This window comes from Leptospira kemamanensis (assembly GCF_004769665.1).
GTDB lineage: Bacteria > Spirochaetota > Leptospiria > Leptospirales > Leptospiraceae > Leptospira_A > Leptospira_A kemamanensis.
The window spans coordinates 63,770-83,657 of record NZ_RQGG01000032.1 but is presented as its reverse complement, the minus strand read 5'-3'; the positions used below and the strand labels follow the sequence as shown (position 1 = coordinate 83,657).

15 protein-coding genes are annotated in these 19,888 nt (G+C 39.1%); 9 read left to right on the top strand and 6 right to left on the bottom strand.

The annotated features are described in order from the left end of the window. Window positions 1-9: 9 nt before the first annotated feature. The 3 genes from EHQ59_RS10590 to EHQ59_RS10580 all read left to right on the top strand — a co-directional run bounded on the left by EHQ59_RS10590 (window position 10) and on the right by EHQ59_RS10580 (window position 4,677). Window positions 10-1,203: a CaiB/BaiF CoA transferase family protein gene (locus EHQ59_RS10590; RefSeq protein ID WP_135619628.1), complete on the top strand. Its 1,194-nt coding sequence runs from the start codon at window positions 10-12 to the stop codon at window positions 1,201-1,203. A 76-nt stretch (window positions 1,204-1,279) separates the two neighbouring features. After that, window positions 1,280-2,371 (top strand): metallophosphoesterase family protein, encoded by a 1,092-nt coding sequence (locus EHQ59_RS10585; RefSeq protein WP_135619627.1) that lies wholly within the window; start codon window positions 1,280-1,282, stop codon window positions 2,369-2,371. Next, window positions 2,368-4,677, top strand: a complete 2,310-nt coding sequence (locus EHQ59_RS10580) for an ATP-binding protein (RefSeq protein ID WP_135619626.1) — start codon at window positions 2,368-2,370, stop codon at window positions 4,675-4,677. Before EHQ59_RS10585 ends, EHQ59_RS10580 begins: the two co-directional genes overlap by 4 nt. On the opposite strand, the gene tpx is transcribed toward EHQ59_RS10580, so the two are convergent. Both tpx and EHQ59_RS10570 read right to left on the bottom strand, forming a co-directional pair. Next, the gene (gene tpx / locus EHQ59_RS10575) at window positions 4,661-5,176 is read right to left on the bottom strand and encodes a thiol peroxidase (protein ID WP_100717619.1); all 516 of its coding nucleotides are present in this window, start codon (window positions 5,174-5,176) and stop codon (window positions 4,661-4,663) included. The two genes, EHQ59_RS10580 and tpx, sit on opposite strands and share 17 nt — an antisense overlap. A gap of 40 nt (window positions 5,177-5,216) precedes the next feature. Further along, window positions 5,217-6,353, bottom strand: a complete 1,137-nt coding sequence (locus tag EHQ59_RS10570; RefSeq protein WP_135619625.1) for an LBF_2804 family protein — start codon at window positions 6,351-6,353, stop codon at window positions 5,217-5,219. Between the two features lie 57 nt (window positions 6,354-6,410). Here EHQ59_RS10570 and EHQ59_RS10565 point away from each other — a divergent pair, with 57 nt between their 5' ends. Then, the gene (locus EHQ59_RS10565) at window positions 6,411-7,499 is read left to right on the top strand and encodes an acyl-CoA desaturase (RefSeq protein ID WP_135619624.1); all 1,089 of its coding nucleotides are present in this window, start codon (window positions 6,411-6,413) and stop codon (window positions 7,497-7,499) included. Window positions 7,500-7,503: 4 nt separating this feature from the next. Here the strand turns inward: EHQ59_RS10565 and EHQ59_RS10560 are convergent, their stop codons facing one another. Then, complete coding sequence (locus EHQ59_RS10560) at window positions 7,504-9,330, bottom strand: ATP-binding protein (RefSeq protein WP_135619623.1); 1,827 nt, start codon at window positions 9,328-9,330, stop codon at window positions 7,504-7,506. Window positions 9,331-9,379: 49 nt separating this feature from the next. Here EHQ59_RS10560 and rsgA point away from each other — a divergent pair, with 49 nt between their 5' ends. The 4 genes from rsgA to EHQ59_RS10540 all read left to right on the top strand — a co-directional run bounded on the left by rsgA (window position 9,380) and on the right by EHQ59_RS10540 (window position 16,570). Continuing rightward, window positions 9,380-10,333 (top strand): ribosome small subunit-dependent GTPase A, encoded by a 954-nt coding sequence (rsgA, locus tag EHQ59_RS10555; protein ID WP_135619622.1) that lies wholly within the window; start codon window positions 9,380-9,382, stop codon window positions 10,331-10,333. Window positions 10,334-10,398: 65 nt separating this feature from the next. Then, window positions 10,399-11,370 carry a FecR family protein gene (locus tag EHQ59_RS10550; protein WP_135619621.1) on the top strand — a complete coding sequence of 324 codons (972 nt, stop codon included), beginning with the start codon at window positions 10,399-10,401 and terminating at the stop codon, window positions 11,368-11,370. Continuing rightward, window positions 11,367-12,980 carry an LIC10124 family lipoprotein gene (locus tag EHQ59_RS10545; RefSeq protein ID WP_135619620.1) on the top strand — a complete coding sequence of 538 codons (1,614 nt, stop codon included), beginning with the start codon at window positions 11,367-11,369 and terminating at the stop codon, window positions 12,978-12,980. The genes EHQ59_RS10550 and EHQ59_RS10545 overlap by 4 nt, the downstream gene beginning before the upstream one ends. Further along, the gene (locus tag EHQ59_RS10540) at window positions 12,977-16,570 is read left to right on the top strand and encodes a tetratricopeptide repeat protein (protein ID WP_135619619.1); all 3,594 of its coding nucleotides are present in this window, start codon (window positions 12,977-12,979) and stop codon (window positions 16,568-16,570) included. The genes EHQ59_RS10545 and EHQ59_RS10540 overlap by 4 nt, the downstream gene beginning before the upstream one ends. A 91-nt stretch (window positions 16,571-16,661) precedes the next feature. Here the strand turns inward: EHQ59_RS10540 and trmB are convergent, their stop codons facing one another. Then, window positions 16,662-17,321 (bottom strand): tRNA (guanine(46)-N(7))-methyltransferase TrmB, encoded by a 660-nt coding sequence (gene trmB / locus EHQ59_RS10535; protein ID WP_135619618.1) that lies wholly within the window; start codon window positions 17,319-17,321, stop codon window positions 16,662-16,664. A 48-nt stretch (window positions 17,322-17,369) separates the two neighbouring features. Here trmB and EHQ59_RS10530 point away from each other — a divergent pair, with 48 nt between their 5' ends. Further along, the gene (locus EHQ59_RS10530; protein WP_135619617.1) at window positions 17,370-18,317 is read left to right on the top strand and encodes an MBL fold metallo-hydrolase; all 948 of its coding nucleotides are present in this window, start codon (window positions 17,370-17,372) and stop codon (window positions 18,315-18,317) included. A 29-nt stretch (window positions 18,318-18,346) separates the two neighbouring features. Here EHQ59_RS10530 and EHQ59_RS10525 read toward each other — a convergent pair whose 3' ends face one another. Then, window positions 18,347-19,354 carry a hypothetical protein gene (locus EHQ59_RS10525; protein ID WP_341867149.1) on the bottom strand — a complete coding sequence of 336 codons (1,008 nt, stop codon included), beginning with the start codon at window positions 19,352-19,354 and terminating at the stop codon, window positions 18,347-18,349. Window positions 19,355-19,440: 86 nt separating this feature from the next. Next, window positions 19,441-19,815 carry an LIC_13246 family protein gene (locus tag EHQ59_RS10520; RefSeq protein WP_135619615.1) on the bottom strand — a complete coding sequence of 125 codons (375 nt, stop codon included), beginning with the start codon at window positions 19,813-19,815 and terminating at the stop codon, window positions 19,441-19,443. Between the last annotated feature and the right edge of the window lie 73 nt (window positions 19,816-19,888).

The following is a 19,888-nucleotide window of genomic DNA, read 5'->3' as shown; positions in this document are numbered from 1 at the left end:
TAAAACGAGATGAACCAAAATACAAACCCCAATGCGAAAGGACCACTCTCAGGTGTGAAAGTAGTCGATTTGTCCTTACTCCTTCCAGGTCCCCTTTGTTCCCAACACCTTGCCGATATGGGTGCAGAAGTGATCAAAATTGAAAACCCACGGGCCTATGATGGATCACGTGCCATGTTCAAAGGGAAAACGGGATACCCCGCACTTTTTATGATGCTCAATCGGAACAAAAAAGCGATCACTCTCAATCTAAAACGAGATCAAGCAAAAGAGATCTTATTTAAACTATTAGAAGATGCTGATATTCTACTAGAGGGTTTTCGACCAGATGGTATGGATAAAATGGGAATTGGTTATGATGTCTTAAAAGAAAAATTCCCACGCCTGATCTACTGTGGTATTTCTGGTTACGGCACAAGTGGGAAGTACGTAGACTTTGCGGGGCATGATCTTAATTACTTAGCGATCTCCGGTGTCCTTGACCAAACAGGAAATCCTCCAAGGCCAGCAGGTTTTCAAATGGCCGATGTGGGTGGGGGAACACTCACCGCACTTTCTGCGATTCTTGCCGCTCTCTACTACCGCGAAAAAACGGGCAAAGGCCAAAAGATAGATATCTCCATGACCGATGCTTCTGTACAATTCCTCTCTTTGTATGGTGGGATTTTATCTGCCTCTGGTGTTTCTCCAGAAGCTGGAAACGATATCCTTTCTGGTAAATTACCAAATTATAATGTGTATGAAACAAAAGAAGGTCGTTATGTGGCACTTGGTGCTTTGGAAGATATGTTTTTCCAATCTTTTTTACGGGTCGCAGGAATGGAAACGTTAACCAAAGACCATCCAATGACAGAAGAAAATATTCCTATCATCAAGCAAAAGTTAGCTGAATATTTCAAATCGAAAACATATGCAGACTTACAACCCATTTTTGACCATACGGATGCTTGTCTTTCTCCGATTTTGAATATGAAAGAAGTTTCAGAAGACCCACATATGAGAGAAAGAGGGATGGTCATTGAACGGAATCATCCAAAGTATGGACCCATCTTACAATATGGTTCTCCGTTTCATTTTTCGGAAACTCCTTTTGTGTACAGGAATGATCCACCAGAACATGGGGAACACACCGAGGAAATTCTCACCCAATTGGGCTTTTCCAAAGACAGCATTTCGGGATTTAAAAAAGACAGAGTCATTTAACCGAGTCTTGCTTTTTTTATCGAACTTCGCTACTTTGTCCTAGGGGGGAGGTATACTCTCCCTGAAACCAACATATATGAAGTTCTTACAAGTATCAGACCTCCATCTTTCCGCATCCTCCAAAGAAGAAGAATCCTATTCTCTTTCCGTTCTCAGAGAAATAGTAGAAACTGCAGAATCCAAATCTTGCGAACGGATTCTATTTTGTGGGGATGTTTTCAATACCTTCCCTGATTTAGAAGCTTTACGTTCGTCCTTTTTAAAACTTGTTTCTTCCTATTCTGGACTTGTGTATTTTTTACCAGGAAACCACGAGGTCTTAGAAAAAAAGGGAAATCAAAACACCTACCGCGCCTATGATTGGTCGAAAAAAGTAATTCTACTCGACGAACTTCCTTACACATTATTCGAAGAAAATGGAATTGAATTTGTAGCGATCCCCCACCAAGAAAACTATTCTGAAATTTTATTAAACCCTCCACCCTCAAAACAAACAAAAATACGGATAGGCCTTGCCCATGGAACAGTGTCTGGGATGAGTTTCACAGGCTTACAAGAAGAAGAGGAAGAAGGTGGATCCTACTTAGACCCCAATTTACTACAATCCCTAGATTTGGATTATTTGGCGATTGGTCACTTACATCGGCATCGTTTTGGCAGTGTTGGGAAATGTAACGTCGGATATGCGGGATCATCCCGTGTTTGGAGAAAAGGAGAAGTGGGCCCACGAGGTGGGATTCTTTTAGAAGTGGAAAATGGAAAACTTCGAACAGAATTTATCCCTTGGTTATCTGCTGGAGAATACCGTGAAATCATTGTTAGTTTAGATACAGATGGAAATCCAGAGTTTAGTCCAGAAGAATACTTACAAAATACAAATCCCAATGATTGGATCTGTTTTCGGTTTGTTGGATACGTGGATTCGATGGACGGAAAACAAAAATTCCAAGACACCATCGAAAGGGAATGGAAACCAAAATTCCGAATTTGTGAATTTGATCCCGATGAATCACAAATTGTTGTCATCCAACACATCTCGGAAAACGAATTCATCAAACAATTTTTAGATAAAATGAACGAACGAAAAAACCAAATGGATCCGAGTTTGTGGAGACACACTCGTGTTACAGGCATTCGTTTTATTTTAGATGGAGGAAAAGTAAAATGAATCTGAAATTAGAAAACTTTGGAATCTTTTCCTCAAAAGAATTTCCCATCGATCGGATCACAGTGTTCACTGGCCCCAACGAATCTGGAAAAACAACCATCTTAGATGCGTTTGTATCAGCCCTTGTCAAAGTAGTGGGAAGTACAAAGTATGGAACCATCCTCAATGCCAGATACCAAGCCAATCGTAAATCCGATTTGGGTGTATCCAAACAATCACTCTCTCAAAATTTATACTTAAACTCCCTTGTGATCCGAGAAGGGAATATGGATGTGGGTTCGGAAAAGGAACTCATCCAAGTCATCGAACAATCCATTTTTGATAGTGGTTATAACCCAACTCACTTAAAAGAACAAGCCGAAATCCAAGTTTCGAAAACAGGGAATCGTAAAGTCGTAAAAGATTGGAATACCGCTCTGTCTGAATTGGATTCCGCCAAACAAAAGTTTGATCTGAGTGAGCGAAGTCTAAACCAAATCGCAAATCAATTTGCCGAACTACCTACCTGGGAATTGGAACGCCAATCCAAAAAAGACGAAGTAGAAACACTGACAATCGAACGTAAGAATCTGCAAAAACAATTCGAAGAGTTAAAAGAAAAAGAACTCCACGCAGAAGCAGACCGTGTGTACCAACAAATTCTACAATGGGAAATGTTTTCTTCCACAAACAAAGGAGAGGTGGCGGAAATACAAGCCGATGCAGAAAAAAAAGCAAAAGAATTAGAAGAATCCATTCGCTCCAAAAAACAAAAAATATCCACACAAAAAGAACAAATGGAATCTTTGGATTTCAAAAAAGGATCCTCAAAAAACTTAAAATCAGAATCTGAAACTAAATTCCAAACTCTCGATTCCTTTTTTTCATCGTTTGAAACTTGGAAGGAAACGGTTCGTAAATTCCAAGAAGATTTTCCCGTGATCTCCGTTGTCATTTGGAATCCAACAAACAGAAATTTGGCGTTTGGTTCCTTTGTGGGAGTCCTCATTTCTCTGATTGCTGTTTTATTTACAGACTTTGGTGTTTGGATGTATTTACCACTCATCCTTTTTATAGGACTTACCTTGTTCTTTGGAACAAAAATGAAAGATACCCGGTTGGAAAAAGACGAAGCCAAATGGAATGAAATGGTGAGGCGAATTGCCAGTGAGATGGAAACAAAAACTCTGGGTGTTTGGAAACCAGATTCTTTGCATTTAGATTCTCTTCAAATGACCTTCCAAAGGTTTGAAAGGGAATACACAAAACAAAAGTTAGAACTTCAAACCCTTCAGGAACAAATCACAAAACTCGAATCTGAATTGGAAACCTTACAAATCCAATCCAAAAAAGAAAAACTGGAATTAGAGGAATTGGAAACTTCTCTTTCCAAACTCTACCAATCCTTGGGAGTGAAGTCTTTGTCGGAACTGAGCGAACGTTTGGTGGAAGGACGACTCAAACAGGACAAAATCAAAACCCTAGAAGACAACCTTCGTTTAGAAGGAAAAAAATGGGGAACCACTGACATCGAAGCCCTCAAACTCAAACTCAAAGATAAAATCGCAGATTGGGAGAAAAAAGGAATTGGGAAAGGGTTTGAACTCGAAGATCGTACAAACAAACAAAAGTTAGAGAATCTCATCCAAGAACGATCCGAAACCATTCGTAATTTAGAACAAAGGATCGTTGACTTAGAAAAAAAATTAGAAACTGGGAAAGCAGTTTTGGAATCCCAAATGCTTCCCGCACAGAAAGAATGGGAAAGTTCTAAAAAAAATCTTGAGACCAAGGAAAAGAAAAAAGCAGAACTTGAAAAAAATTACCAAGCCTTTGAAGTGCTCATTGAAATCTTTTCGGAAATGGAAGCGGAGAGTACTGATAAAATGTCTTCTCTTGTTCGTTCCTTACAACATAGAATGGATGCCATCAAAGGATCTCTTCCCACAAGGCAAATCAAATGGGATGGATTTTCAGATGAGATCCAAGTGGTAACGGAGGCAAACGAAGCTAAGATGGGTTTTGGCCAATTGTCCACGGGAACTCGCGAACAAATTTCCTATGTATTACGTTTGGAATATGCATTCCGGATTGGAACTCAATACAATCTCCCCTATTTATTGTTAGACGAACCATTTCGTCATATGGACAATATTCGGCGGAATGCCGCTTTGGAATATACCTTACAATGTATTTTGAATGCTGGTGAGGAATGGAAGGTGGTGTTTTTTAGTTTTGATGAGGATTTGGTTACGACAATCAAAGGATTGGCAGAAAAGTGGAAACTCCCCTGCCAAATCCATTCGTTAACTAAACCAGTTTCTTAGCTTCCGCAAGAACGGTGTCGTAATTTGGTTCACTACCGATTTCAGGAACAAGTTCCGTATACCGAACGACATCGTCCTTATCCACAACGAAAACGGCCCTTGCAGAAAGACCAGCAAGTGGACCACCCGAGATATGGGTTCCGTAGTTTTTGGAAAAAGAAAAATCCTTAAACTGGGAACCTGTAATCAAGTTGTCTGAATCAATGCCTTCTGTGGAACAAAAACGTTTCATGGCAAAAGGAAGGTCACCAGAAATAATGAGAGTTGTGATTCCATTTTCTTTTGCGACTTTTTCATTGAATTTTTTAGTTTCGATGGCACAAACTGGAGTGTCAAGACTCGGTACTGCCACGAGGATTTTTACCTTTCCTGCTAAATCTTTTAAAGAAATATCACTTAAATCTTGTTTGGCGACTTTAAAATCGGGAGCTTTGTCTCCTGGTTTTGGGATGGATCCTTCGAGAGGTACGGGATTTCCTTTGAGTGTTACTTGAGCCATATTTTCTCCTATGTTTCTTTTAGACTAAAACAAGAGTCTCTTAGGTCTTTCCTTCTTTTGGAAGGATTTTTTCCATCGAAAGGAAAGATTCTGAAAGTTTCCCTTTTTGGATGGTCGCACTTAAAAAACGCACTTGTTCGAAAATCCAATTAGGTGAGTGTTCACTGAGACCCACAAAGGCATTTAATTCTTCTGCATTTAATTTCCCATCAAACGAAGCACAAATGGCAAATACAGATACCGGCCATTTTTTTTCTTCCTTCGAAAGCCCTTGTAACGACAAAACAAAATGTTCCCAATCATCTAGGTTTCCTAAATTTTCTCGGTTTGGCAATAGCCCAAGTAAACCAAAGAGTAGGTATTCAAAATTCGGATGGAAGGTTTTGGTATACACGATGGAAAGGGCCACAGAACGTAACACCGATTCAATGAGTTTTGGATTCCGGGTTTTCGATTTGATTTGGAGTAAAATGGAATCTGCCAATTTTCGTGTGATGATTCGTTTTCGGAGTTCAAAAAGAATGATGTAGGTGGTGACAGCATCCCAAATCCCGGTGATGGGACCAGAGATGTATTCAATGAGAAACCGCAAACTTGTCCTACCCAAAATCACTTTTAACATCAGTTTTGCGAAGACATTGGAAAGAAATACCTTACTTTTATAGAGCACTGTGCGAAAAAATAAAGCCCTTTCGTTTAAGTGTTTATAGGGATCGATCCCATACAAACGGATCCTTGGATCTGGGATTTCCAAAACAAGTCGTGCCATCATCCCAGGAATCGGTGTGATGAGTTCGGGTTCGTCTGCCAGTTCCATATCCGCCGCTTTTGCCATTTGGTAGGAAAGATAAAATCCCAATCGAAACAAGAGGTAAAACTCAATCACAGTCACGATGGTGAGTAAGGTTAAAAACCAAAACAGTCCTTCGTAAGAAATCTTTGGAAATGTTTCCCAGGAAAAGGAAGGGAGGAAAACGGAAAGATACACAAAAAGAACGGAAGGAAAAAATCCAATCCAAAAGGACCAAAAACTCCCCCAAAAGAGGAGCCTTTTCGAAACATCGGAAAAACGGGTTTCCCCCTTCGTTTCCTCTTTTTTTGCGGTTGTGCGTAAGGAAATGAGAACTCGGCGTCCCCATTGTTCTAAAATTCCTGGTTTGTAACGTTCTGTACTCATTTTTTTTGCAACCGGAATCGGATTCAGGGCTCCCACTTCATGGAACAGGAATTTTTTATGACGACACAAGCTGAAATCAAAGTCAAAAACCCAATCGATTGGGTGACGACGATTTTTTTACTCACTTCTCCACTCGTTGGTATTTTCGGAACCCTATATGTGTATCTTTATGAATCCATTCATTTAGGAACTTGGGCACTCTTTTTGTTTTATTTTTTTGCAACTGGTATGGGAATTACAGTCGGTTACCACAGACTTTTTTCTCACAAAGCCTACGAAGCCAAATCTCCCATAAAACTTTTGTTATTATTATTTGGTGCAGCGGCATTCCAATCCACAGCTCTTGAGTGGAGTGAAGACCACCGCATCCACCACAAGTTTGTGGATACTGACAAAGACCCTTATTCCATCAAAAAAGGATTTTGGTATGCCCATATTGGATGGTTGTTTCGCAAACGAAAGTATGTCGGGCAAGGGGTTCAAGATTTACTGAACGACCCACTTGTGGTTTGGCAACACAAACATTTTTATTCGATTTCGATCTTTATGTGTTTTATCCTACCGGGTCTTATCACCATGTTATGGGGATCCTTTTTAGAAGGATTTTTTGTTGCTGGGTTTTTACGATTGTTTGTGGTTCACCAGTTTACCTTCTTTATCAACAGTGCTTGCCATGTTTGGGGAGAACGTACATTTTCCAAAGAACAAACAGCCCGTGACAATTGGATCATCGCCTTTTTTACGTTTGGTGAAGGATACCACAACTTCCACCACGAATTCCAAATGGACTACCGCAATGGAATCCGTTGGTATGATTATGATCCATCTAAATGGATGATCAAATTCCTTTCTTTTTTTGGGCTCACTTACAATTTGAAAAAAGTTTCTGAAGAAAAGATCTTACAAAAAACAATGTTTATCAAAGAAAAGGAAACCTTACACCAGTATGCGAATCTCGGGGAAGAAAAACTAAAGACTTGGTCAGAGCAATTGGCTCATCTCAGAGAAACTGCCATCACCGAATACCAAAAATGGTCCAAAGCAAAACAAACTGCGAATGAAACCGAAGCAGGACTTTCCAAAAAGAACTTTGAAACCACAAAAGAAAATTGGGAAAAACTTTTAAGTCGTCCTCTTTTTTCGTAACAATTTAACCTCTCACCTCCCTAAAGATTTCTTTAGGGAGATTTGGAACATCCCCTGGACCCACTAACGGTAAATAGACCATAAACAAAGTGCGACCGGGAGTTGATTCCACTTCGATCCTTCCTTTGTGTTTTTCGATGATTCCTTTCACAATACCAAGCCCAAGACCTGTTCCTTCGCCCTGGTCTTTGGTCGTAAAAAATGGATCCCAAATTTTATCCTTAATTTCACTGGGAATCCCTGATCCATTGTCTTCAAAACTAATCATCACATATTCTTCACCAATCCTCCTAGAAGAAATGATGAGTTTGGGGTGTTCGGTTTTTTTCATCGCATGGATGGCATTGGTAACAAGGTTTGTCCAAACTTGGTTGAGCTCATCCAAATTACACCGAACAGGAGGAATGGTTCCGTAATTCCGTTCGATCTCCACACCATGTTTGATTTGGTTTTGCATGATGACAAGTGTGTTCTCAAGGCCCTCATTGAGGTCGGATACTTCGTATGAATTTTGGCCTAGATGGGAATAGTATTTTAATGCCTTCACAATCCGCACAATATTGCGAATCGCATATTTGATATTTTTGATATTCCGTTGCAAACTTAAAGTGTTCTTTAACATCTCAAAGGTTTCTTTCCCACCTGATTTCCAAATCCGAAGTAACTCTTCTTGCATATGCATGAGGTGGTGATCAATGAGAAAAGTAGCAAGATCGGTAGCATCATTTTCTGGCATTCCATCTTGGATGAATTTGAGTTTGGTTTCTCGTTTTAGTTTGAATTTATCTTTGGGATCAATTCTGGAACTAGGATCTTCTTTCACAAAACTAAATAAAATATCCAAATACAATGAACGAAAGTCTGGATTTTGGATGAGATGGGTAATGTCACCTAAGTGGGATAAGACGAAAACTAAGTTCGCATCCAAATTGTCTGCGGCACCATTGATAACAGCTGCTGGTGTGTTAATTTCATGAGCGATCCCTGCGACCATAACCCCAAGAGAGGCCATTTTTTCCGATTGGACAAGATGAGCTTGGGTTTCTTCTAACTCTTTTGTTCTTTCTCTAACTTTTGCTTCCAAGGTTTCTGTTAGATTTAACAATTGTTGGTAAATCATGGAATTAGAAAGAGACATGAGTGAAACCGACAAAATCTCCAATATGATTTCAATTTCTTCTAAATCGTAAATTTTTCCTTCTTTGTGTTTTCCAAGTAATATAAATCCCACCAAACTTGATTTAATCGATAGTGTTGCTACCAACTCGGAATGCGTGTCTTTAAAAAAATGTAAGGCTTGCTTCGCAATTTTTTCATGACTCGGGGAAACATATTGGATAAAATTTTCTTTGATATGAATCCCTTCTCGTTCTGATAACCAAAGCAAAAATGGATTGAATACAGGAATAGAAGGTAGGTCAGAAAGTTTTTTGTTTTTTGATTCTAAAAAGGGTCTAGGTCGAAACTGTCCTTCCTTTTCATCCCAAGTGTATACTTGCACAAACTCTGCCGGAATTTTTGAGGCTAAAAATTGGCTAATGGTTTCACTGATTTGGTCTGGGTCATTAAAGGAAATGAGTTCTTCTTTGAATTTCTCGAGGGCAAAGAGATTTTGCACCAACTCATCACGTTTTTTTGGTTTTTGTTCCTCCGGTTTTTCGTTTTGAGCAAAGGGTAAGAGGAAGAGGGATAAAGTGAGTAACCCCAACCCAAAACATCCAAATACCAAAAAGGTGGCCGCTTGTAATATGCCTAATCCGTAAGCACAGACAAACCAACCAAAAGCGGATAAGAGAATGATGCAGGAACGAAAGAAAACTTGTATTTGCATGTCGATTGTATACAATGTACGAACTTGATTATTTTGGTGTGAATTCCGCTTGGGTAAAGAACTATTTACAATCGCTCGTATCTTTGGTGCTTATTATGAAATTTATTCAGAAGCCACTTCCTATGCCCTAGCTGTACTCAAAGGCAAACTTCGCCTTAAAAATTCAAACGAACGCCATCCCTTTGTTGTAGGGGATTTGGTCCTTGCGGAAAAATCTTCTGGAGAAGAGTGGGTCATCTCAGAGCGGATGGAACGAATAAACTATCTCACTCGGAAAAGTGATAAAGGCGACAGTCATGTGTTATGCGCCAACTTAGACCAGGTTGCCATCCTCGCTTCTTGCAAAGATCCAGAAACCAAACCTGGATTTATTGATCGACTCCTTGCTGCTTCCTATCATACAGAAATTCCACCTCTCATCATTTTTACTAAAAAAGATTTAGTTTCGGATGAGGAGATTGAAGACCGAGAGATCTACTATAGAGAGTTAGGTTATGATGTCATCAGTGTTTCCCTTTTGTCCGAAGAATCGATCCTACCTTTATGGGAAAAAATCAGAGGCAAACGCACCTTCCTCTGCGGAAATTCAGGTGTTGGCAAATCCACTCTCATGAACCACCTCCACCAAAAAACAGTACAACGTACCAATTTGGTAAGTGGTTCCACAAAAAAAGGAAAACACACCACAACCAATTCTTTTGCACTATTTTTGGAAGGAAATACGGTCCTCATCGACTCTCCGGGGGTCAAAGAATGGGGCATCCTTCATTTAACTCCCACTGAACTTTGGGAAAGTTTTCCCGAATTACGAAAAGCGAAAGAAGGATGTCAGGAAATTTATTGCTGTGAACTCGGTTCTGAATGCCCAATGCGAAAATACATGGAAGAGACTATGGACGAAACCCGAAAAAAGAGCCTCGAATCCATGATCGAAAGTTTGGAAAACCCCCACAGAGTGACCCGTAGAGACCATTGGACAAAAGCTGTCACAAAAAGGTATTAGGGAAAAGAGTTGCCAAGGGTTCAGTTGTTATCTATTTTAAGAAAGTTATTTCCGGAGGAAGGAATATGAAACGTACAATCATACAAAAATTGTCGGTTTTGGGATTTGTGGCGGTTTTTGCCATGTTTGCCACGGCTTGCCAAAAAGACTCAAAAGAGTCTGTAACAACTGTTACAGAAAAGAACCAACCATCTAGTAATGTCATCATCGCTTTTGTAAAAGGGGATGTCGTGATTTTAAGAGAAAGTGGTCAAATCAAACCAAGTTTAGGTGATACATTATCATCCGAAGACACAATTGTAACAGGCCAAAATGGATCTGTTGAATTATTGGTTGGAGAAGACGGTGTTCTTAAATTAAACAAAAATACTTCCCTTAGCGTAAGCCAAGCATTTGCTGCAAACGATGGAACACGTGAAACAGAAGTCAACATGCAATACGGAAAACTGGTAACAGTACTTCGTAAGGAAAGAAAAACTGAGTCTTTCAGTGTTGTGACTCCAACTTCCATTGCGGGTGTTCGTGGAACGATCTTCCTTACCAACGTGGAAAACCCTTCTGCAAAAGGTGGGAACGTAGCATGTGGGTCCTCTAACTGTGTTGTGAAATATACAGTTCTTGATGGTGCTGTTGCGATTCGCAAATCTAACTCTGAGAACGAAATCGTTGTTGACAAACAAAAGTCAGCTGAAGTTTCTTCTGACACTAAACTTTCTGACAAAATGATTAAACCAATGGATAAACAATCCTTAGGTGAAATGAAAGAAATGTTAGTGTTCGAAAACACAAAAATGTTACAATTTGAGTCTTTAGCAAATGAACTCAAATCAAACAACGAAGAACTTCAAAAGATGAACCTTGGTTCTTCTGTTGAGGAATTAGAAAAAGCGGCAAGAACAAGAGAAATCACCAAATCAAAGTCAGACGAAGTGATTACTACTGCTAAGTCGATTGAAGATTCCAAATACATTAAAAAAGATGTTCAAAAAGATTCACTAAAATTAGCTCCAAAAGAGAGTTTTGATAAGACGAAATGAGATATGTTTATTTACCGGTCCTTTGTTTTTTAGTCGGTTATTGTTCTTCGGTCTCAAAGATCGAAACACTCAATCGAAGTTTTACAAAACCTAAGTTTGTCACTCCAGATCTTGGAGAGTCTGAACCCCTTCCTTCGGGTAGAGATTACAGAGAACGACTGGTAAATAAATCAACCCCAAGTTTCACTCTCCTCTGGAAACAAATTCCAGAGGGGTTTTCTCTTTCTGACCTATCTCTTTTAGAAGAAAAAGTCCTTTTCCCACATTCGAAGTTAGGTGTTTACCAAAAATCACCAACCAAATCCGATCCCAAGTTTTTAGAATCCAGTGACATTGATTTAGTATTGGAACTAAGTTTGGTGAAACTTGCGGAACGATTGACTGTAGAAGTTTTATACAAAGACCCAGTGCTTTCACAAAACTTTGGAAAGGCGGTTTTTGTTTACCAAGAAGAAAAAGAACCAAAAAATAAAAATGCGAAATCTTTCGATGTTTTCCATGGGAAAAAACACTTACTCCCACTCACTGAATTTGTACCTTCTTATTATTCAGAAGTTTCATCTCCTACAAATGATGAGCTTCGCAATGTATTCACCTCTTCTTTACAAGGAAAGGTATCTGTATTTTCCACAACGCCAGGTACATCGGTTTACCTCGATGGAGTGGAAATTGGAAAAGCACCTCTCATTGGTTATACTCTCCAAAATGGCAAACACACACTTGCCTTTGCAAAACCTGGTAAAGACCAAGTAAAACGAAATATCTTAGTGCGAGCAGGGAAAACCACTCGTGTTTTCCAAGAATGGAATGATGATATTTCCCAAGGAACCGTTGTTGTTTCTAGTTTTCCTGCTGGACTTGATGTGGTCATCGATGGCCAAAAAAAAGGGAAAACCCAATACGCTGAGTCTGGAGTACCTTACGGAAGTTATCCGATTCAATTCATCCGCACAACACAAGATTCTCATTTTGAATATGCCAAAGCAGGAATCAAGATTCGACCCAAACAAATCACTTCGATTGCACTACCAATTTCCTTAGAAGATGGAGTTGGTTGGGAATCGGAAGAGTTTTGGAATCTCACTTCCTCATCCCCGAATTTTTCTGCTACTTTCCCTGGCAAATTGACCTTTGCGAAAAACAAAGACCTTCCTAACGGTTGGTATGGCGTGTATTCAGAGGATTTAATCCCTGATTATTTAGAAGCGGAACTCACATTAGATCTAAAAAAAGAATACAATGGTGCTGTTGGTCTTTCCATTCATGACAACAACCAAAATACAATTTTAGTGTATGTTGACCAAACTGATTTTCATATCGTCAAGTTCTCTGGGAATGAAACGGATGCTCCTGTTCGTTCTTCCTATCGTTGGAACAAAGAAGATGAATTAATAGGTCGCACCATTAAATTCTCCACTGATCTCGAGAAAAAAATGATCCGATTGTATTTGGGAAACAAAATGGTAGAAGAATTACCATGGAGTTTTGAAACATTTTGGAATTTGGGAGTCCTCACTCCACATAACGCACCGTTGGTGGGCGTTCCTCTTCGTGGATTAAAAATCCAATACCCAGACATGGTTAAGTTCGAACAAAGGTTCCAAAAATGAAACAATTGATTGTTGTATCTGTTTTACTCGTAACGTTTATCGGCTGTCGTTCTCGTGATTTCCAAGCAGTTGCTGTCAAAGACAGTGTTGTCGAAAAATCGGCAGTTTCCGATCGTCAAAAAATTGAAGAAGCAAGAGCTCTCATCGCGGAGGGCAGTAATGAATTTCAAAAAGGAAATATGGATGTCTCTTTAGAAAAAGCAAAAACATCCATCCAAACTTTTGAACTTGTGGAAGGGTATGCTTTACTCGGTGCTTCTCAATACCAATTGGGTGATTACGAAAATTCTAAAAAAGCCTACGAAAATGGTAAAAACTTAGACCCACAAAATGAAAAAATCCTCATTGGTCTCGGAACAGTTCAATCCACACTCGGTGAAAATGAAGATGCTCTTTCCACCTACCAAACGTTAAACAAATTAAAACCAGAAGAATCAATTTATACATATAAAACGGGACTTCTATTGAAAAATTTAGGACGTTACCAAGAAAGTTTGGTCACTTTAAAATCCTTGGATGAAAAAAAAGATTTTCCTTACCAAGTGGAGCTTCTCAACCAACTGGGTGATGTATGTTTGGAATTAAAAAAGTATGACGAAGCAGAAAGTTATTTTGCCAGAGCTGAAAAACTAAATCCAGAACTCAAGTCTGCTAAAGATGCAAAACTTTCTACAAAGATTGCCTCTCTCATCCAAAGAGGAAATGACTTTTTAAACAAAAAAAATTATACAGAAGCAACAAACGAATTTAAAAAAGCATCCGAACTCCAACCGCAAAATGGTTCCGTTTGGTCATTTTTAGGAAATGCGCAACTATTGAATGGCAAACTCAAAGAGAGTGAAGAGAGTTTTAAAAAATCCATTTCTCTGTCTGATACAAATGCCAATGCTTATGTAGGTTTATGTAATGTTCTCATCCAAACACATAACTATTCAGAGTGTTTAAAAACCTCAAAACAAGCACTGCAAAAGATTCCTAAAAATGCAGAAATCCGCAACAAACAAGGGATATGCGAATGGAAATGGGGAGAAGTCAAAAAAGCTACTTTAAGTTTCCAAGATGCTTCTTCCTGGGATCCTAATTTTATAGAACCCAAGATGAACTTGGCGTATGTCCTAATTGATTCAGGTCGATTTGATGAAGCCTTAGATGTATTAAAAAAAGCAGAAACACATCCCAAAGCAAAAAAAGAGGACATCCGAAAAGCAAAAGTCCTGGCAGAATCCCAAAAATTCATCGCAAGTGGAGATACGTTTTTGCGCCAAGGGAAACGCAAACAAGCGTTTGATGATTACGGCAGAGCGATGGGTGTGAATCCAGAAAATCCGGCCGTACAAAATGCGTTTGGTCGTGGTTACTTCGCTTTCAATGAATACAAAAAAGCAGAAGGTTCTTACTTAGAAGCTTACCGAATGGACAATTCCAACCCAGGCGCCTTACAAGGTTTAGCTCGTGTGTATGCCAAAACGGGTGAGTCCAAAAAAGAAAAAGAATTTATCAAAAAATTAGAAACTCTTTCAGCAACAGATCCATTTAGCGCCATCACTCTTGGTAGAATCGCGGAAGATGCAAGTAAATGGGATGAAGCTGAGTCTATTTACATGGGTCTTAAGAAAAGATTTCCTGGAAATGAAGCAGTGGATTATCGATTGGGAAGTTTGTATTACAAACGTGCCGTTGAAGAAAACTCTAAAGAAAATTATACGAAAGCCAATGAGTTTATTCAAAAATCCAAAAAATACACAAAAGACATTCCTGAGTTAATCGAGACTGAAAAAACAGTATCGGAGAACTCTCGTTTTGCGGAAATTTTACCATTGGTCAAAGAAGGAAATACTCTCTTTAATCGCAAAAAATACATAGAAGCGGTCACTCCTTACCAAAAAGCATATGATAAGGTCCCCAAGGCATCCCTTCTAGTCAAAATTGCTGAGTGTTATATCGAAAAAGGGGAAGAGGAAAAAGGTCTTTCTATTTTAGAAAATGCGGTTAAGTCTAACAAGGAAAACGCTATTTCCTTTAAAGAAGGGATTTATAGTTTTTATTTTAAAAAAGGGGAATTGAAACGAGCAGAAGATGGTTTCGTGGAAATTCTTCGTGAAAAACCTGATTCGTATTACGCCTACTATATGTTAGGTTTAGTTTCGATGAAACGAAAAAGTTACGACCTGGCGATTGGTGAATTTGACAAAGCAATCCTTGTGAATCCAAATTTTGCACCGAGTAACGTTGCAAAAGGTCTCGCTTTTTATAAATTAAATCAAATGGATGCGGCCAAAAAGGAATTTGAGAAAGCAAGAGCCAAAGATTCCGAATTTGGACTTTCTTCTTATAACCTAGCGATTGCTTATTTCAACGAAGACCTTACAAACGAAGCAAAATCAATCCTTGAATCCATTCGTAAATCAGATCCAGATTTTATGGATGGTGAAATTCAATTGGCATATATCTATTTCAAAGAAAACAAATTAGATGAAGCTGAAAAAACCATTGATCGTGTTTTAAAAGAAGAACCATCTGCGGAAGCATCGTTTGCTCAATTTCGAATCTTAGATGCCAAACAAAAACAATCTCCATCTGAAAAAACAAAATCGAAACGTAACGCGGTCAAAGAAAAAATTTTACGTGAATACGGGGAAACGAAATACGCAAGGCTTCTTCCTTCCGATGCTTTGGATGATGAACCCCTCCACGTAACGGATCTTAATTTATCAGGAACACCTGTATCGACTCCTATTGTGTATCCCAACCGAATCATCGTAAATTATGGAACGGCTCTTGTGGGTTATGATAGAATCACCAAAGAACTTGTTTGGAAACAATATACATCCACTCCTTTCCAATTACTGGTAGCAGGGAAAGAACTCGTTGGAATTTCTAATGATACAGCGACTAAAATTTACCCTGAATCCGGTAGAATGTCCTTCAAAAAACAAGTATTAGCTGGTTGGAAAGTCAAACAAGGTTCAGCGGATTCCAATGGATTTTATCTTTTGTTAGAAAAAGACAAATCGAATAACAGGAAAATTGTACGCACCAATCCGAATTTAGAGATCCAAGAAGAATGGGTGGGAAATGAATTTGTTGGTTTTTCACTCACGAGTGAGGGAAAACTGTTTGTGATCAAAGATACCAAAAAAGATTTTTTCATCCAAGTATTAAGTCCCAATGGTGCAAACGAAAAAGAAGGAAAACTTTCTCTTCCTGTTCCTAAAAAAGATCCCAAAGAGTCGGCTAACTTCCTTGGATGTTTAGATGAGTCTTGTTTAGTATCTCTCGGGGGCCAAATTTATGAAGGAACCGAAAAAGCAAAACTGTATGCCTTGGGTAAAACAGACTCCATTCGTTCTGTGGTAAAAAACCCTGATTCCCTTCTTGTGAACACTGAAGAGACCACCTATCTTTGGAAAGGTGGATCTAAGTGGAAAGACAGTTTTAAAACCGAAGGTGATTTTTATTATCCAATGGATGGGCTTGTCGTGGAAGGGAAATCAAAAGAACTTCTCCTCATCAAAGGAAAAGAAAAAACATCGGTTCCTTGGAAAGGAGACCGCGATGGACTCCGCATCAGTACAATTACAGTCGATTAGTTAGAAAAGAAGAAGGATAACACCCGGTATCAAAATGATCACCGGGGAAAACGGTTTGGTCTTTTTTGAATGAAATTGGTTTTCTCGCGGATCAATTGGCTTTGGTACGTTTTAGGTAATAAATTCTTTTTCCTTCGTTTCGTTTCTCAGCTTCAAAAAAAGAAATGGGAAAACCCGGCCTTTCAAATTCATACTCTGCATCTTTCCAGATCAAATTGGGAAACTGACGTAAGAGGGAAATGGTTTTTCGAGCATAAGGACCATAGTCAGTTGCAAATAAAAGTTCTCCCCCTGGTTTTAAGAGGTCGCAGATTTGTTGTACCATATGAGGTAACATCAGTCTGTTTTTTCGATGTTTTTTCTTGGGCCATGGATCGGGAAAGTTGATGATGATTTGATCAAAAATTTCTTTCTCGAGAAGTTCATCAAAAAACCATTGGAAGTTAACGGTCATATAACGAATGTTTTCAAGACCGAACGTTTTTCTTTGTTTTTCGGTATGGATGATGCGGTTTACCTTTTTTTCCATGAGTAGGTAACCTGTTTGGTGGTTATTTTTTGCTAATTCGATAGCAACTTCACCCCAACCGGAGCCTAACTCTAAAACAAACTGTTTGGTATGAGTTGGGAAAGAATTTTTTAGGTCGATTTTTTTCCCACGTTCGTTAGGTTGCAGGAGATAGTCTGACTGATAGGGAGTTCGGATCGTAAACTTCCATAGTTTTTCTTGGATTTCTGGATTAACTAACAATTGAATTTCTTCCGATGATTTAATGTCAGGATTTTGAAAAGGAACTAGATGAAAATAACTCTTTTTGGTGTTCGAGGTTCCCTTCCCACACCAACAACAAAACAGGAACAACGAGAAAAAACTTTAAAAATTCTGCATTTGGCCAAGGAAGAATGGAAAAAAGACCCAAATGGGTTTTCGGAAGAAGAGTTTATCAACCAACTTCCCATCCCCCTTTCCCAAGACTTAGGTGGCAATACCACTTGTGTTCTCATCGAGGGAGAAGGTGGGGAACGAGTGATTTTAGATATGGGAACGGGTCTGAGAGTCCTTGGGAACCAAATGGCTTCGGAAGCCTTCAGTGGCAAAGAGATGGACCTTCATATTCTTGTTTCTCATACCCATTGGGATCATATCCAAGGTTGGCCATTTTTCAAACCTGGTTATTCACCTTCCGTGAACATTCATTTCTATTCCTGTATTCCCAATTTACAAGAACGATTGGAAAGACAACAACACCCAGAAAACTTTCCTGTTACCTTCCAACAAATGGCATCTAAAAAACATTTTCATTTATGGAAAGAATTCGAATCATACATGTTAGGCGGACTTAAAATCATTCCTTTTGGTTTACGTCACCCTGGATCTTGTACGGGTTACCGCATACGAGAGGGAAATAAAATATTTTTGTTTTGCACCGATGTGGAATACAGAGAAGAAGACAGAGAACATTTATTAAAAATGAAACCTCAGATTGCAGGGGCAGATCTCATCATCATTGATGCTCAGTATAGCACCTCAGAAGCCGAGAAAAAAATTGGTTGGGGTCATACTGCTGTGAGTAAAGCTGTGGAGTTTGCCGAAATGATGGAAATTCGTTCCGTCGTTTTAACGCATCATGAACCAGATCATTCTGATCATGAAGTGGTAAGGATCATTTTGGATGAAGCACGATTATTAAAACCTGGTGGGATGCAAGTACACATTGCCCATGAAGGACAAAAATTCATTTTATAGAATGATTGGATGATCCATTCAATCAATCCTCATTCGTTGATTAAATAATTGGAGTGGTATCCTTTTCCTTCTCCCGAATATTCGGGACAATCTACTTTGAGTTCGGCAAACCAATGGATTTGGTATGGTTTGGCAAAAAACAATTGGATAAAAAATCGTAAAAAAGAAGAGATGTTTTCTAAAGCACTCATGGTAGCGATGGGGCGAGTCCGTTTTACCACCAACTGACAAGTTCCTTCCTTAAAATATAGGATTTCTGTTTTGGGAATCGTATAACCAGATGTAGGTTCTTTTTCCCATTCCAATACTTCTACTTTTTCTACTGTTCCTTCTAATAATAAATGACCAGAAGGATTTAAAACTGCAACTCGACGAAAGAACTCTCCTGGAAAATTGGAATTCCCGAGAAAACCACCAGTGAAGATTCGATACCCATCTTTGGTTTGGGAACGAACAATTTCCCATTTTTTAGAATACTGATATACGGCCTCGTTGGTTAAGATATGTTCGAGTCCACCAACACCTTTTACTTCTTCCACCACATCTTTATCACGAATGGTGCCAGTCACTGTAGAATAGGAAAATGGAATATCGGCTTGGACAAACTTACCTTTTTCCATCAAAGGGAATTTGCCTTTGGAAATGGGAACACTTCCTCGGCGAGGTTTGTATTCTAATTTGATTTCCCGGTCTCCATAATTCATGTAAAACGAATACACTCCGTTTTTATATTCCATCCAGTTTTCACCACTTCGTTGGTAAAACTGTCCTTTTTTGAATTCATAATCTTCCGAATCAAATTCACGAGTGGAGTAAAAAACAGGTTGGTCTTTTGTTTTTAATAAAAGAGATATACCGTTGTTATGTGATCCTGGTCCAAAATTACTAACTAGGAAGGTGGCAAATAAATTGTATTTTTCATTACGGAAGGAAAAATTCCAAGCTTGGAGATAACCTTCTTCCGGGAAGTGTTGGGTTTTGAAATCTTGTGCGCTGAGTCCAAAACTAAATACGACACAGAGACAACCGAATAGTATGGATTTGGTGAAACAGGTTCTCCCTTGCACCGCCAAATCCTAAGCGAACCTAGAAAAAGAAGCAAGATTTTTCTTGGGGATTTCCTCTAAATAGACAAAAGAGTGGGAACCGAAATCTCAAACAAATCCCCAAGACAAACAAGTGAAAACACTGGGTGTTCCGTATTGCCAATACCTCGCAGTTTCTCCCTCTCTTCTGCAATGCCGTCAATGTGGATCCAGGTTTCCGTGTCTTCACTGGGTAATAGACGGCAAGCCACTTGGTATTCGAAACTTCCAATCTTTGCAAAAAAGATCTGCACCGTATTTGGGTCCGAGTCGGCAAAGAGGCGCCTAAATCCAAATTGTTTGGATTTGGTTTCCCCACGCATTTCGTAATAATGGTTCAAAATGCGGAGGATATGTAAAAATTCTTCCTTTTTGGTCACTAGTTCACGCCATTCAAGCTCTACATCGTTCATATTAGGGGAGGTCGTTCCAGCGAGCACTTGGTTCTCAAAAAAGGATTCTCACTTGAAAAATACTTTCCCCTAT

Coding starts and splice junctions, on each gene's coding strand:
- EHQ59_RS10580 (WP_135619626.1), top strand. CDS start 2,368: ATGAATCTGAAATTAGAAAACTTTGGAATCTTTTCCTCAAAAGAATTT.
- EHQ59_RS10530 (WP_135619617.1), top strand. CDS start 17,370: ATGAAAATAACTCTTTTTGGTGTTCGAGGTTCCCTTCCCACACCAACA.
- tpx (WP_100717619.1), bottom strand. CDS start 5,176: ATGGCTCAAGTAACACTCAAAGGAAATCCCGTACCTCTCGAAGGATCC.
- EHQ59_RS10565 (WP_135619624.1), top strand. CDS start 6,411: ATGACGACACAAGCTGAAATCAAAGTCAAAAACCCAATCGATTGGGTG.
- EHQ59_RS10540 (WP_135619619.1), top strand. CDS start 12,977: ATGAAACAATTGATTGTTGTATCTGTTTTACTCGTAACGTTTATCGGC.
- EHQ59_RS10590 (WP_135619628.1), top strand. CDS start 10: ATGAACCAAAATACAAACCCCAATGCGAAAGGACCACTCTCAGGTGTG.
- EHQ59_RS10585 (WP_135619627.1), top strand. CDS start 1,280: ATGAAGTTCTTACAAGTATCAGACCTCCATCTTTCCGCATCCTCCAAA.
- EHQ59_RS10520 (WP_135619615.1), bottom strand. CDS start 19,815: ATGAACGATGTAGAGCTTGAATGGCGTGAACTAGTGACCAAAAAGGAA.
- EHQ59_RS10550 (WP_135619621.1), top strand. CDS start 10,399: ATGAAACGTACAATCATACAAAAATTGTCGGTTTTGGGATTTGTGGCG.
- EHQ59_RS10545 (WP_135619620.1), top strand. CDS start 11,367: ATGAGATATGTTTATTTACCGGTCCTTTGTTTTTTAGTCGGTTATTGT.
- EHQ59_RS10560 (WP_135619623.1), bottom strand. CDS start 9,330: ATGCAAATACAAGTTTTCTTTCGTTCCTGCATCATTCTCTTATCCGCT.
- EHQ59_RS10570 (WP_135619625.1), bottom strand. CDS start 6,353: ATGAGTACAGAACGTTACAAACCAGGAATTTTAGAACAATGGGGACGC.